This window comes from Halomonas sp. ND22Bw (genome assembly GCF_003011945.1).
Classification (GTDB): Bacteria; Pseudomonadota; Gammaproteobacteria; order Pseudomonadales; family Halomonadaceae; genus Halomonas; species Halomonas halophila.
This window is the reverse complement of the sequence record NZ_PXWD01000013.1, coordinates 33,283-46,249: the sequence shown is the minus strand read 5'-3', so window position 1 is coordinate 46,249 and position 12,967 is coordinate 33,283. Positions and strand designations below refer to the sequence as shown.

General features: G+C 70.6%; 12 protein-coding genes. 2 read left to right on the top strand and 10 right to left on the bottom strand.

Going from position 1 to position 12,967, the window contains the following annotated elements:
• Window positions 1-10: 10 nt before the first annotated feature.
• The 3 genes from CVH10_RS14580 to CVH10_RS14570 are packed head-to-tail and all read right to left on the bottom strand — an operon-like array spanning window position 11 to window position 3,098.
• The gene (locus CVH10_RS14580) at window positions 11-796 is read right to left on the bottom strand and encodes a class II glutamine amidotransferase (RefSeq protein WP_035599571.1); all 786 of its coding nucleotides are present in this window, start codon (window positions 794-796) and stop codon (window positions 11-13) included.
• A complete protein-coding gene (locus tag CVH10_RS14575; protein ID WP_035599568.1) occupies window positions 789-2,657 on the bottom strand; it encodes a VWA domain-containing protein in 1,869 nt (622 codons plus the stop codon). Before CVH10_RS14575 ends, CVH10_RS14580 begins: the two co-directional genes overlap by 8 nt.
• Window positions 2,658-2,666: 9 nt before the next feature.
• Window positions 2,667-3,098 carry a hypothetical protein gene (locus CVH10_RS14570; protein ID WP_046080143.1) on the bottom strand — a complete coding sequence of 144 codons (432 nt, stop codon included), beginning with the start codon at window positions 3,096-3,098 and terminating at the stop codon, window positions 2,667-2,669.
• A gap of 111 nt (window positions 3,099-3,209) precedes the next feature.
• Between CVH10_RS14570 and CVH10_RS14565 the strand changes: the two genes are divergently transcribed.
• Window positions 3,210-5,282, top strand: a complete 2,073-nt coding sequence (locus CVH10_RS14565; RefSeq protein WP_369335812.1) for a S9 family peptidase — start codon at window positions 3,210-3,212, stop codon at window positions 5,280-5,282.
• 58 nt (window positions 5,283-5,340) lie between these two features.
• Here CVH10_RS14565 and CVH10_RS14560 read toward each other — a convergent pair whose 3' ends face one another.
• The 7 genes from CVH10_RS14560 to CVH10_RS14530 all read right to left on the bottom strand — a co-directional run bounded on the left by CVH10_RS14560 (window position 5,341) and on the right by CVH10_RS14530 (window position 11,760).
• Window positions 5,341-5,793, bottom strand: coding sequence for a YcgN family cysteine cluster protein (locus CVH10_RS14560; protein WP_106489064.1), 453 nt, complete (start codon window positions 5,791-5,793; stop codon window positions 5,341-5,343).
• A 61-nt stretch (window positions 5,794-5,854) separates the two neighbouring features.
• On the bottom strand, window positions 5,855-6,148 hold the full coding sequence (locus CVH10_RS14555; RefSeq protein ID WP_035599614.1) for a YcgL domain-containing protein: 294 nt from the start codon (window positions 6,146-6,148) through the stop codon (window positions 5,855-5,857).
• A gap of 5 nt (window positions 6,149-6,153) precedes the next feature.
• Window positions 6,154-7,281: a ribonuclease D gene (rnd, locus tag CVH10_RS14550; RefSeq protein ID WP_035599612.1), complete on the bottom strand. Its 1,128-nt coding sequence runs from the start codon at window positions 7,279-7,281 to the stop codon at window positions 6,154-6,156.
• Window positions 7,282-7,315: 34 nt separating this feature from the next.
• Complete coding sequence (gene recR / locus CVH10_RS14545) at window positions 7,316-7,921, bottom strand: recombination mediator RecR (protein WP_106489063.1); 606 nt, start codon at window positions 7,919-7,921, stop codon at window positions 7,316-7,318.
• A gap of 87 nt (window positions 7,922-8,008) precedes the next feature.
• Window positions 8,009-8,335, bottom strand: a complete 327-nt coding sequence (locus tag CVH10_RS14540; RefSeq protein WP_035599551.1) for a YbaB/EbfC family nucleoid-associated protein — start codon at window positions 8,333-8,335, stop codon at window positions 8,009-8,011.
• Between the two features lie 100 nt (window positions 8,336-8,435).
• A complete protein-coding gene (dnaX, locus tag CVH10_RS14535) occupies window positions 8,436-10,535 on the bottom strand; it encodes a DNA polymerase III subunit gamma/tau (RefSeq protein WP_106489062.1) in 2,100 nt (699 codons plus the stop codon).
• Between the two features lie 145 nt (window positions 10,536-10,680).
• A complete protein-coding gene (locus CVH10_RS14530) occupies window positions 10,681-11,760 on the bottom strand; it encodes an endonuclease/exonuclease/phosphatase family protein (protein ID WP_369335811.1) in 1,080 nt (359 codons plus the stop codon).
• A gap of 134 nt (window positions 11,761-11,894) precedes the next feature.
• On the opposite strand from CVH10_RS14530, the gene CVH10_RS14525 reads away from it, so the two are divergent.
• Window positions 11,895-12,932 carry a sodium:calcium antiporter gene (locus tag CVH10_RS14525; protein WP_035595086.1) on the top strand — a complete coding sequence of 346 codons (1,038 nt, stop codon included), beginning with the start codon at window positions 11,895-11,897 and terminating at the stop codon, window positions 12,930-12,932.
• Window positions 12,933-12,967: the final 35 nt, after the last annotated feature.

The following is a 12,967-nucleotide window of genomic DNA, read 5'->3' as shown; positions in this document are numbered from 1 at the left end:
AAACTTTCGTTCACTCTTCGGCGGTGAAGCGCCCCTGGATCTCGCCGTCACGCCACACCAGCAGCTCGCCGGGCACCATGCGCACCCACTCCTCGTTGTCGGTGAGCGGCTCGGTGGCGATCACCGACACCACGTCGTCGGGCGTGGTGTGCTCGGCGAAGTTCACCGCCATCTCGGCGTCCGAGAGGCTCGCCTGTCCGAACGGCGCCCGGCGGGTGATATGCGCCAGCTTGGTGGTGCAGTAGGTGTAGAGGTACTCGCCGTCGGCCAGCAGCAGGTTGAACACCCCGAGCCCGCGCAGACGCTCGCACAGCCCGTGCAGATGCGCCCACAGCGCGCGACGGTCGTCCGGCGGCTCGGGAAAGACCCGGCGCAGCTCGCCCATCAGCCAGCAGAAGGCGTGCTCGCTGTCGGTGCCGCCCACCGGCCGGTAGAACGACAGCGCCAGCTCCTCCCAGCCGGCGAGCTGGCCATTGTGCGCATAGCACCAGGGCTGGCCCCACATCTCCCGAGTGAAGGGATGGGTGTTGGCCAGACGCACCTGGCCGACGTTGGCCTGGCGAATGTGGCTGATCACGATATGCGACTTGATCGGATAGTCGCAGATCAGCCGCGCGATGGGCGAATGCACCGAGGGGTGCGGGTCGCGGAAGTCGCGATAGCCGCCGGCCTCGTAGAAGGCGATGCCCCAGCCGTCACGGTGCGGCCCGGTGCCGCCGCCGCGGGTCAAAAAGCCGGTGAAGCTGAAGCAGATGTCGGTCGGCACGTTGGCGCTCATGCCCAATAATTCACACATGCGGGTCTCTGCGCTCGCGGGAGGAAGCGGAACGGCTGGTATGTCGCCACAGCAGGCGCAGCAGCACCAGGCCGATGGCCAGCACCAGCAGAATCCAGAACGTCGGCCCCTGTGACCAGCCACGGACGCGCTCGACCAGCCCCGGCCAGCCCTCCTGCCAGGCCATTCGCAGCGTGGCCGGCAGATCGTTGACGCCCTCGACGAAGCGATCGGCGAGGCTCGGCTCGGCCTCGGCGGCGGCATCCTCGTCGGCATCGCCGAAGCGCTCGGCGGCCAGCGTCGGGCCGGCGTCGGCCCCGGCGATGCCCACCCGCGCGTCGGGGTTGAGCATCAGCCGCGGCAGGCTCAGCTCGCGGGTCTCGCCGTCGAGGGTGACGCGGGCGGTCAGAGTCAGCGGCTGGCGGAGGTCCGGGTCGAGCTCGGGCAGCGCCATCGTCCAGCGCGTCTCGCCGACCGGCTCGGCCTCGAGCGCTGCGCCGGCCAGCTCGCCACGGATCTCGGTGTTGTCGCGGTTCAGGCGCGGATGCTCGGCGGCCAGCACCACGCGGCCCTCGGCCGGGTCGTGAGCCACGCCGATGGACGGCAGCACGTTGACCGCCTGGCGGCGCTGGCGGGTGAAGCCGTCGCCGACGGCGCGCACCAGCAGCTGGGCGTTGCCGGTCAGCGCCGGCGCCGGCAGTTCGCCTCGGAAGCGGCCCTGGTCGTCCGCGGCCAGGGTCACCGAGGACTGCGCCTCGCCGTCCGGCGACGCCAGCGACACTTCCAGCGTCAGGTTGCCCGGCAGGGGCAGCGCCTCGCGCTCCGCCTCCAGCCAGGCCTCCACCGGCACCGGGAAACCGCGATAGAGGGTCGCCGGCAGCGTCGCGGTGCGCAGCCGCCAGGGGCCGCTGATGCTGATGCGGCTGCCGTCGTCCACCGGTCCCTCGAGGCGCCATTGCCCCGCCTCGGGTTCGGGCATGCGGATCAGGTCGAAGCGCGGCTCGACCTGCCAGTTCGCTCCCTCCGGAGCCGAATCGGCGCGATAGCGGGTGCCGTCGGGTGCGATCAGCGTCAGCGGCTCGGCCTCGGGATCGTGGAAGATCAGCGCCGAGAGCCGATCCACGCCCTCGTCGACCACGAAGCCGCCGTCGTCGTCCAGCGGCAGGCGGTCGGCGGGGAAGATGCGCTCGAAGATATCGAGGAAGGCGCCCATCAGCCCTTCCGGTGAAGCGACTCGTGAGGCCAGCCCGCCGGTACGCTGGGCCAGGCGCTCGACCAGCGCCAGGTCGGCCTCGTCGGAGAAGGCGATGGCATGCACCGTCACCCCCTGCGCCGCCAGCTCGGGGGCCAGCTCCTCGACGATGCGCCGGCGCGAGGCACGATCGATGGCCGGCTTGTCGCCGCTGCCCGGCGGCAGATCGATGACGCCGTCGGTCATCAGGATCAGGTGCAGCCCGCCGCTGGCCTCGCCGTTCGCCGCCTCACGCAGCGCGGCCTCGATATCGGTGTACTGCTGATCGCGCGGCGACGGCGGCAGCGACAGCGCACGTTCGCGCCAGTCATCCCCGACCCGCCCCAGCGGCAGCGGATTGCCGACCCGCTCGCCGAAGGTCCAGACGCCGGCGCTGGCGCCCTCCGGCAGCAGCGAGACCAGCAGCCCCATGGCGCTCTCGGCCAGGCGATCCGGGTCGTGGTTCTTCATGCTGCCCGACACGTCGACCACCGCACGCACGTCGTCATGCTCCTGCACGGCCCGAGGCTCGGTCTGGGTCTGAGTCTGGGCCTGAGCGTGAGACGAGCTCGCACCGAGCCCGAGCAGGCACAGCGCTATCAGCCACAACAGTCGCAGCGCGCCTCGGCCGCCGGGATTTCCCCTCTGCATCGAACGTCCTTAGCCGATCACCGGCTCGCGTCGCGCCTCACCGCCGTCCTGGCGGCCCTTGTCTTCGCTCTCCTGCTCCGGTGCCTGGCGAGCGGCCGCGCGGCGTCCGCGCCGCCACAGCAGCAGGCCCACCAGCGCGCCCAGGCCGGCCGCCACGGCCACCAGCATCAGCGCCGGCAGCATGGCGCCGCCGTCGTGGGAGAGGAACGCCAGCCCGGCCACCACCACCGCGGGCGCGAAACCCTGGTAGACCCCCTCCCCGGTGGTCAGCGGCAGCTGGAAACTCGCCGGCACCCACATGATGCCGGCCACGGTCCAGGTGATCACCAGCCGCGGCAGGCGTGGCAGGAAGGCCAATCCCAGGTAGCCGGTGCCGAGCACCACCAGAGACAGCACGGCATAGGTCAGCCATAGTAGAGACATCGAATCCGAAAGTAGCATCGGTACCTCGTCATTGCGGCGTCGAAAGACGCACCCCGTTGAATTCACTCCGAGTATGGTACATCCCGCACCATGAAAGCACAGCCGCCACGTGACCCCGGCCCGACGAACATGACCGACGCCCCCCACCCGACCGCCACCTTCCGGCGCGCCGACGACCCCGACTGGCACTGGCTGGAACAGCGCGACGACCCGCAGGTGACGGCCTTCCTCGAGGCCGCCAACGCCCACTCCCGGGCCTGGCTCGCGCCCCTGGACGATCTCACCGAGCGGCTCTACCACGGTCATCTTGCCCGCCGCGAGCTGGCCGTACACGGCCTGCCCACGGCACTCGACCACTTCACGGTGTGGAGCGAGACCGCGGTGGACGCCGACCACGCGGTCTGGTGGCGCCATCCCAACGGCGAGCCCGAGCGCCGCGAGCCGTTCTTCGACCTGCAGCGTCGCGCCGCCGACCACGTCTTCTTCGAGGTCGGCGACATGTCGCTGTCGCCGGACGAGCGCTGGATGGCCTGGAGCGAGGACACCCAGGGCGACGAGATCTTCACCCTGTGGCTCAAGCGCCTGCCGGACGGCGAGCCGCTGGCGCTGCTCGAGGAGATCGGCCCAGAACTGTGCTGGGCCGAGGACGGCGCCACCCTGCTGTTCACCCGCTACGACGCCACCCAGCGCCCCGAGAGCATCTGGCGGCTACCGCTGACCCTCGGCGACACGCCGAACGCCGACGAGCCGGTGCTGATGCTGCGCGAGGACGACCCGGAGTTCTGGCTCGGACTCGGCAAGACCCGCTCGCGGGAGTGGCTGATGCTGGAGTCCGCCTCCAAGGACACCAGCGAGATCCACTTGGTTCCGGCGGCCGCCCCGGCCACGGCGCCGACGCTGTTCCGCCCCCGCGAGCGCGGCGTGGAATACGGCGTCGATCACCGCCCCGGCCACTTCTACGTGCTGCACAACCGAGAGGCGCCGCACTTCTGCCTCGACCGGGTCGACGAGGCCGACCCGCAGGGCGAGCCGGATCGTCTGATCGAGCACCGCCAGGACACCACGCTCGAGGGCATCGATGCCTTCGGCTGGGGACTGGTGGCCAGCGAGCGCGACCATCAGCAGGCCCAGGTCCGCCTGCGGGTGATCGAGCTCGACACCGATCACGCCGTGAGGCGCGACGAGCGCCTGGCGCTGCCCGAGACGCCCTGCAGCCTGGGGCTCGCCGACGCCCCGCACTTCGACGAGCGCCGCCTGCGGCTGCGCGAGGAATCCTTCACCCTGCCGGTGACCTGGACCGAGCTCGACCTGGACAGCGGCGAGCGCCGCCGCCTCAAGCAGCAGCCGGTGCACGGCGACCTGCGCCCCGATCAGCTGACCTGCGAGCGGCTGTGGGCGACCTCCCACGACGGCGAGCGCGTGCCGGTCTCGGTGGTGATGCGAGCCGATCTGGCCGGCCACCCGCTGCCCACCCTGCTCTATGGCTACGGCGCCTACGGCGAGACGCTCGATCCCTGGTTCTCGGTGGCCCGCCTGGAGCTGCTGGCCCGCGGCGCGGCCTTCGCCGTGGCCCACGTGCGCGGCGGCGGCGACCGCGGCGAGCCCTGGTACCTGAGCGGCAAGCTCGAGCACAAGGCCAACAGCTTCCACGACTTCCTGGCCGCCCGCGACGCCCTGGTCGAACAGGGCGTCAGCGACGGCGAGCGCATCGTCGCCTACGGCGCCAGCGCCGGCGGGCTGCTGGTCGGCGCCAGCCTCAACCTGTCGCCGGAGCGCTTCTGCGCCGCGGTGCTCGACGTGCCCTTCGTCGACGTGCTGCGCACCATGGAGAACCCCGACCTGCCGCTGACCACCGCCGAGTACAGCGAATGGGGCGACCCGCGGGAGCCCGCCGCCCACAGCCGCATCCGCGACTACTCGCCGCTGGACAACCTGCCCGAGCGGCCCTGGCCGCCGGTGTTCCTGCAGGGCAGCTGGCACGACACCCGGGTGCCCTACTGGGAGCCGGCCAAGCTCTACGCCCGCCTGAGCGAGCTGGCCGAGACCCACGGCGTGGACGGCAGCGACCACCCCACACTGCTGCGCACCGATCTGGAGGCCGGCCACGGCGGCGCCTCGGGGCGCTTCAAGGGCTGGCACGACAACGCCCGCCAGGATGCCTTCATCCTGTGGGCGCTGGGGCTGGAAACGCGGGAGGCCTGAACGGAGAGAGCATCAGGCACAGCAATGAAAAAGGCGGCCGGGAGGCCGCCTTTCTCATTTACCCATCGATCGGCAGGATCGCGATGATATGGTCCTCCAGCTCCTCCTCGGGCACCTCGGACTGGGACACCGCGAAGCTGCGCACGCTGATGCCCTTGCGGTGCACCCGCTCGGGATCGCCCGAGATCAGCGGATGCCAGCCGGCGAGCTTGCGACCCTCGGCCAGGCGCCGGTAGGCGCAGGACTTGGGCAGCCAGCGGAACTCCTCGATGCGCTCGACGGTGAGCTGCTGGCAGTCCGGCACCTTCTCGAAGCGGTTGGCGTAGTCGCTGCAGCGGCAGCCCTCGATGTCGAGCAGCTCGCAGGCCACGTTGAGCACCGCCAGGTCGCCCTCGTCGTCCTGGAACTTGAGCAGGCAGCACTGGCCACAGCCGTCGCACAGCGCCTCCCACTCCTCATCGGTCAGCTCTTCCAGCGGGAAGCGCTCCCAGAACCTTTCACGCATGGTCATTCGTCTCTCGTGTCGTTCACGGGGAGCCCTCCAGGCAGGCCCCTTGTACCCATGCTTCAGACTAGTAACGGGCTTCCGTCGGCGTGCGATAAAGATCCAGCAGATAGTCCTCCTTGGCCGGCGGCATCTGCAGGTAGAATCCCTTCTCCTCGATGGCGGCCATGACCTCGGCGCCGCGGGTGCGGGCCAGCGGCTTCTCGGGCGTGAGGATCAGCGTCAGCGCCGAGACCGGCTTGCCGAAGCGCTCGAGCAGCGCCTCGGGTACGTCCTCGAGGCCGCGGCGCTTGTCCACGTACAGGTACATCTCGTCCTTGCGCGAGCTCTTGAAGACCTCGCACAGCAGCTTGCCGTTCATGGTGGTCATGCGGGGACCTCGTTCAGGGCACGTTCCAGGGCATCGGCCAGGCGCTCGCCGCGCCAGCCGACGGGCAGCGGCAGCGGGCGGCCACGCAGCCGGGCGCTGGCCAGGGCCTCCAGGTCGCGGCGACGCATCAGCATCTCGGGGGCCAGGCCCAGGGACTCGGCCTCGAGGTTCACCACCTTCTTCATCGCCTTGAGGCAGCGCTTGAAGGCCGGCGACAAGGGCGACAGCGGCACCGACGGCAGCTCGGCCTCGTCGAGGAAACGCGCCTCCTTGACCAGCGCCAGCAGGACGTCGCCCTCGCGCTTGACCAGCGGTGGCTTGATGCCCTCCACCGCGGCCAGCTCATAGCGGTTCTCGGGCAGGCGCTCGGCGATGGCGAACAGCAGCTTGTCGCTGACCAGCCAGCTGCGCGGCAGGTCACGGCGACGCACCTCGCCCTCGCGCCAGGTGGTCAGCAGGCGATAGGCCTCGATCTGGCGCGGGCCCAGCCGCCACAGGTTGCGCTGACGCAGATACCACTGGCCGTCGGCCTCGTCGCTGCGCGAGGCCTGATCGGCCAGGACGGCGCAGTCTTCCTCGAGCCACGCCAGGCGGCCGTGGCGCACCAGCGACTCGCGCTGATGTGCCCAGACATCCAGCAGATAGACCACGTCCAGCGCCGCGTAGGTCTTCTGGGCCTCGGAGAGCGGACGCTCGAGCCAGTTGGAGCGGGTCTCGTCCTTGGGCAGGGTCTCGCCCACCCAGTATTCGACCAGCTTCTGGTAACCCATGGAGGTCACCTCGCCGAGCAGCGCCTGGGCGATCTGGGTGTCCACCAGCGGCGCGATGGACACGCCGGCCCAGTGGGCGAAGACTTCCAGGTCCTCGCTGGAGGCGTGCAGCAGCTTCAGCGGCCCCTCGGCGAGCAGGCGGCGGAAGCGCTCGGTGCAGGCGACCTCCTGGGGGTCGACCAGGTAGGCCGGCCCGCCGGCACAGAACTGGATCAGCGCCGGCACCGGGTGGAAGGTGCGCTCGCGAAAGAATTCGGTATCCAGGGCCAGGACGTCGGCCTCGGCCACCTCGGCGCAGGCAGCGTCGAGCGCCTCGGGAGTGTCGATCCAGCGGATCTCGGGTGTCAGGGACATGCGGTCATCCGGCATGGCAGGGATGGAACGGCGATCATTCGCCCTGGAAAGGCAGCCGGCCGTTGAAGGCCCGGCTCAGGGTACCGCCGTCGACGTATTCGAGCTCGCCGCCCATGGGCACGCCATAGGCCAGGCGCGAGAGCTTGAGCCCCAGCGGCGCGAGCTGGGAGGCGATGTAGTGGGCCGTGGCCTCCCCTTCCACCGTGGGATTGGTGGCCAGGATCACCTCATCGACGCCGGCCTCGGCGACCCGCGCCTCCAGCTGGTCGAGGCCGATGTCCTCGGGCCCGACGCCGTCCAGCGGCGACAGATGGCCGTGCAGCACGAAGTAGCGGCCCTGGTAGCCGCCGGCCTCCTCGATGGCCAGCTGGTCGGCCGGGGATTCGACCACGCACAGCACGCCGTCGTCGCGGCGCGGACTGGCACAGATGCCGCACAGTTCCTCCTCGGTGAGGGTGCGACAGCGCCGGCAGTAGCCGACCGCCTCGAGGGCCGTGCCGAGCGACTCGACCAGCCGCCGGCCGCCGTCGCGGTCGCGCTCGAGCAGATGCATGGCCATGCGCTGGGCGGTCTTGGGGCCGACGCCGGGGAGCACCCGGAAGGCCTCCATCAGCCGTTCGACCAGGGGAGAAAAGCTCATGAGTCGTTCAGGGCTCAGGTCTCGTCATGGGACGAGATGAGCGCCACGCGGGCGCTCATCTCTCGTCGTTGCGTTCCGGCAGAGGCTTCAGAACGGCATCTTGAAGCCAGGCGGCAGGTTCAGGCCGGAGGTGGCGTCCTCCATCATCTCCTTGGAGTTGGCCTCGACCTTGCGCACGGCGTCGTTCACGGCGGCGGCCAGCAGGTCCTCGAGCAGCTCCTTGTCCTCTTCCATGACGCTCGGGTCGATATCGACCTTGAGCACGTCGTGGCGGCCGTTCATGGTGATCTTGATCATGCCGGCACCGGCCTCGCCGTGAACCTCGGCCTTGGCGACCTCTTCCTGGGCCTTCTGCATCTTCTCCTGCATTTCCTGGGCCTGCTTCATCAGGTTGCCCATTCCACCTTTCATCATGGTGACGTCCTCTCGATTGGATGTTCTGACCGGCCACCCGGGCAGCCGGTGTCGTGTACGGTCGATATTACCCCTTCCGACGCGTGGCGTTGGCGTCCGTTCAATGACGCGCCGCCTCGACGGGCTTCACCGTGGTCTCGATCAGCCGGGCCCCGAAGGCCTGCTGAAGCTTCTGCACCTGGGGGTCGGCCTGCAGCGCGGCCACCGCCTCGGCGTGGCGCTCGGCGGCCAGGCGGTCGGCGCGCTGGCGCGGCGTCTCGACGCCCTCGGGCAGCGGCCCGTCGGCGATGGTCAGGCGCCGCGTGAAACCGGCCCCGGCCAGCGCCTCGCGGATGCGCTCGACGTGGACGTCGGCCTGCATCGCCGCCTGGGACGGATCCAGCCGCAGCGTCAGGGCGTCGCCATCGTCGGCTTCGACCACGCAGTGGGCCGCCAGGTTGCGCGTCAGGCCGGACAGGCCCAGCGCGTCGAAGCGTTCCAGCCAGTCGGCATGGCTCAGCTCGCCCGGAGTGGCGTCGGCAGCCGAGGGGGCGGCCGGTGCCTCGGCCGGCACGGCCTGAGCCTCGGGCTCGGGAGCCGCCGCGACCGGCGCGGGCATTTGTGGCTGAGGCGCTGCGGGTTCAGGCGCGGGTGCCGCCTGAGCGGACGCCTCCTGAACAGGCACGTCCTGCACCGGCTCATCCTGGACAGGCACGTCCTGAACCGGCTCATCCTGGACAGGCACGTCCTGAACCGGCTCATCCTGGATCCAGGGCGGCGGCTCGGGGGCCGGTTCGGCTGCCGCGACCGCGGACGGCGCGGGTTCCGGCGCGGCCTCGGGAGCCGGCTGAGGATCAGCGGGGGCCTCGGTCGGTGCCGGCGACGCGGCGGACTCGACCGGCGCTCGCGCCGGAGCCGGTTCAGGCGTCGGCTCTGGGGCCGGGGCGGATTCGGCCGCCGGCCGCGATGCCGCGGCGCCAGGCGCCGCACTCGGTGCTGGAGCGGCGCTGGCGGCTTGATCGCTGCTCCCCGACTGCCCGGCGCCGCCTCCGGCCGCAGGAGCGCCGCCGCCACCGTCGCCGCGCATGGGCAGCGGCGTCTGGGCCGGCTTCGGCACGCCCTGGGGGCGGAAGGCCAGCATGCGCAGCAGGGTCATCTCCAGGGCGGTGCGCAGGTCCGGCGCATGGGCCATGTCGCCGCGACCCTGGATGCCGATCTGGTAGTAGAGCTGGATATCCTCGGCGGTGAAACGCGCGGCCAGGGCCAGCAGCGTGTCGCGATCGCCGTGGCCGTTGTCCAGGGCGTCGGGCACCATCTGCGCCACGGCCAGGCGGTGCAGCACGCCGGTGACATCGTCGAGCACGCCGGCGAAGTCCGGGCCCTGCTCGGCCAGGGCGGCGACCTCGGCCAGCACCCTCGCGGCGTCGACCTCGGCCATGGCCTCGAGCAGCGCCAGCACGTGGCGATGGTCGAGGGTGCCGAGCATCGCCGCCACGTCGGCGTGGCGCACCTCGCCCTGGCCGAAGGCGATCGCCTGGTCGGTCAGGCTCATGGCGTCGCGCATGGAACCCTCGGCCGCCTTGCCGAGCAGCCACAGCGCGCTCTCCTCGAAAGAAACCGATTCGGCCTCGAGCACCTTGGAGAGGTGGCCGACGATGCGCTCCGGCGGCATGTGCTTGAGGGTGAACTGCAGGCAGCGCGACAGCACCGTGGGCGGCAGCTTCTGCGGGTCGGTGGTGGCCAGCAGGAACTTCACGTGGGGCGGCGGCTCTTCCAGGGTCTTGAGCAGCGCGTTGAAGCTGCTGGTGGAGAGCATGTGCACCTCGTCGATGAGGTACACCTTGTAGCGGCCTTGGGTCGGCGCGTACTGCACGTTGTCGAGCAGCTCGCGGGTGTCCTCGACCTTGGTGCGCGAGGCGGCGTCGACCTCGATCAGGTCGACGAAGCGACCGTCGTCGATGGCCTCGCAGCTGGGGCACTGGCCGCAGGGCGTGGAGGTCACGCCCTCGTCGCCGTGCCCGCCCGCGGTGCAGTTCAGGCACTTGGCGAGGATGCGCGCCAGCGTGGTCTTGCCGACCCCGCGGGTACCGGTGAACAGGTAGGCGTGGTGCAGCCGGCCCTGGTCCAGGGCGTTGACCAGCGCGCGCTGGACATGCTCCTGGCCGACCAGTTCATGGAAGGTACGCGGCCGCCACTTGCGGGCCAGAACCTGATAGCTCATGCAGCTCGGAATCCTTGCGGCTGGGCTGGCTGGCAGCCGAACACGAAAGCCCCGCCGGTGCGCGAATCGCCGACCGACGGGCTTGAAGAGATGGCCCACATTCTACCGGGTGGCGGCCCGGGCGCAAAGCGTGGGCCGGAGCGGGTCAGCCGCTGCACAGCCGGCCGCTGTCGCGGATGTCGGCGAGACGCCCGACGGCGATGCCGTCTATACGTGAGAGCTCGGCGCTGCCCGCCCAGGGGCGGCCGGCCACGATGGCCTCGGCGCGGGCCGGGCCGATGTGCGGCAGGCGCTCGAGCATGGCCACGGAGCTGGCATTCAAGTCGATGCAGCCGGCCGCACGGGCATGGGAGGCGCCGCCGGCACCGGCCACCTCACCGGCGCCGGGCGGCAGAGCACGCAGCTCGCCCTGATGCAGGGCCAGGTAGACCGGGGCGTGGTCGGAGACGTGCTCGCGGGCCGCGACATGATCGAGGCCGGTCAGCGCCGGATAGCGCAGCATGCCGAGCGCCTGCGGGCTCAGGCGGTCCGGCCGATACCAGATGTTGTCGTAGGGACTGGCGTAGCGGCCCGGCGTGGTGCCGAGCGTGGTGGCCTGACCGTTCAGCGCCGGCACCGCGCCGAGCGCCCTCAACGGCGCCCAGGCGGGATCGTCCGGCGCCATGTTGAAGTCGCCCATCAGCATTCGCGGGGTGTCGGGATAGGCCTCGTCGAGCCATTGCCAGTAGTCGGCCAGGGCCTCGACCTCGGGCCGACGGTCAGCGAGACCGTCGCCGTAAACCACGTGCACCGTGGCGGCGACGAAGGTGTCGCCGCTCTCACGGTCGCGGAACCGCGCCGAGAAAGGCTCGCGAGCGAAGACGTCGCGGCTGTCGATGAAGAGCGCGCCCCCGCCGAGCGACTCGACGCGCGACTCGCGCCACAGGAAGCCGTAGTGCTCCTGGTAGCGGCTGCGCCCCACGGCGTGGCTGGCCATCGACGACCACTCCTCGCCGGACACGGCCTCGAGCTCTTGCTCCAGCGCCGCCAGCGCCTCGTCGTTCATCAGTTCCTGCACCGCCAGCAGGTCGAAGCGTCCGGCCACCCGGGCCACCAGATCGAGCCGCTTGTCGTTGTTCCAGCCCAGATGCTCGAGGTTCCAGCTGCCGATCACCGCGGCACCGACCAGGCCCGGGAAACCGGCCATAGCCAATGTAAGAAATACAGCCAAGACAAGACGTTGCATGCGCCCCTCCATGTTGGAAAGGCGCTATCCTGCCGGTCGGCGATGGCGACATCAATATCAGCGGTCGCCAATATGCTACCGACGGCAGCAGGCTGTTAGGCTGGAAACCCGTCATTCAAGGAAGGGACGCCCAGATGCCTGCCATCCTGCTCTGGAGCCTCGTGGCCGTGGTGGCCACCGCCATCGTCTGGCGCGGCAGCGGGCTGCTGGAAACCAGCAGCGAGCGGCTCGCGGCCCACTACCGGCTGCCGGACATCGTCCAGGGCGCCATCGTGGTGGCCGTGGGCTCGAGCTTCCCGGAGCTCTCCACCACGGTGATCTCCACCCTGGTGCACGGCGAGTTCGAGCTCGGCGTGGCGGCGATCGTCGGTTCGGCGCTGTTCAACATCCTGGTGATTCCCGCCGTCTCCGGCCTGGCCAGTCGCCACCCGCTGACCGCCAACCGCGATCTGGTCTACAAGGAAGCCCAGTTCTACATGATCGCGGTGGCGGTGCTGACCCTGACCTTCGCCTTCGCCGCCATCTATCACCCCGCCGAGGCGACGGGCGGCGCCATCCGCGGCGAGCTGACCCGTGGCCTGGCGCTGATGCCGGTGGCGCTCTACGGGCTCTACCTGTTCGTGCAGTACCAGGACACCCTCGACCACGAGAGCGAGGTCGATGCCGGCGACGTGCGCCCGGGCCGCGAATGGGCCCGCCTGGCGCTGTCGCTGGCGGTGATCGTGATCGGCGTGGAGGGCCTGGTCCGGGCGGCGATCGCGTTCGGCGAGATCTTCGACACCCCGAGCTTCCTGTGGGGCATCACCGTGGTCGCCGCCGGCACCTCGATTCCCGATGCCTTCGTCTCGATCCGCGCCGCCCGCCAGGGCCGCGGCGTCACCAGCATCGCCAACGTGCTGGGCAGCAACACCTTCGACCTGCTGGTGTGCATCCCGGCCGGCGTGCTGATCGCCGGCACCGCCATGGTCAACTTCTCCGTCGCCGCCCCGATGATGGCGGTGCTCACCGCCGCCACGGTGGCGCTGTTCCTGATGATGCGCACCGGCATGGTGCTGACGAAGCGCGAATGCGTGGCCCTGCTGGCGCTCTACGCCGGCTTTCTGGCATGGATCGGGATGGAGACGTTCGGGGTGGTGGACCTGGTGCCGAGCCTGCCGCCGCCCGGGGGATAGGCGGCGGCGATGCCCCGGCGGCCGCCGGGGCTGGC

What these genes read in the sequence shown, in the direction of transcription:
- CVH10_RS14580 (WP_035599571.1), bottom strand. Translation starts at nt 796, where the DNA reads ATGTGTGAATTATTGGGCATGAGCGCCAACGTGCCGACCGACATCTGC.
- recR (WP_106489063.1), bottom strand. Translation starts at nt 7,921, where the DNA reads ATGAGCTTTTCTCCCCTGGTCGAACGGCTGATGGAGGCCTTCCGGGTG.
- CVH10_RS14530 (WP_369335811.1), bottom strand. Translation starts at nt 11,760, where the DNA reads ATGCAACGTCTTGTCTTGGCTGTATTTCTTACATTGGCTATGGCCGGT.
- CVH10_RS14560 (WP_106489064.1), bottom strand. Translation starts at nt 5,793, where the DNA reads ATGACCATGCGTGAAAGGTTCTGGGAGCGCTTCCCGCTGGAAGAGCTG.
- rnd (WP_035599612.1), bottom strand. Translation starts at nt 7,281, where the DNA reads ATGTCCCTGACACCCGAGATCCGCTGGATCGACACTCCCGAGGCGCTC.
- CVH10_RS14540 (WP_035599551.1), bottom strand. Translation starts at nt 8,335, where the DNA reads ATGATGAAAGGTGGAATGGGCAACCTGATGAAGCAGGCCCAGGAAATG.
- dnaX (WP_106489062.1), bottom strand. Translation starts at nt 10,535, where the DNA reads ATGAGCTATCAGGTTCTGGCCCGCAAGTGGCGGCCGCGTACCTTCCAT.
- CVH10_RS14525 (WP_035595086.1), top strand. Translation starts at nt 11,895, where the DNA reads ATGCCTGCCATCCTGCTCTGGAGCCTCGTGGCCGTGGTGGCCACCGCC.
- CVH10_RS14565 (WP_369335812.1), top strand. Translation starts at nt 3,210, where the DNA reads ATGACCGACGCCCCCCACCCGACCGCCACCTTCCGGCGCGCCGACGAC.
- CVH10_RS14575 (WP_035599568.1), bottom strand. Translation starts at nt 2,657, where the DNA reads ATGCAGAGGGGAAATCCCGGCGGCCGAGGCGCGCTGCGACTGTTGTGG.
- CVH10_RS14555 (WP_035599614.1), bottom strand. Translation starts at nt 6,148, where the DNA reads ATGAACGGCAAGCTGCTGTGCGAGGTCTTCAAGAGCTCGCGCAAGGAC.
- CVH10_RS14570 (WP_046080143.1), bottom strand. Translation starts at nt 3,098, where the DNA reads ATGCTACTTTCGGATTCGATGTCTCTACTATGGCTGACCTATGCCGTG.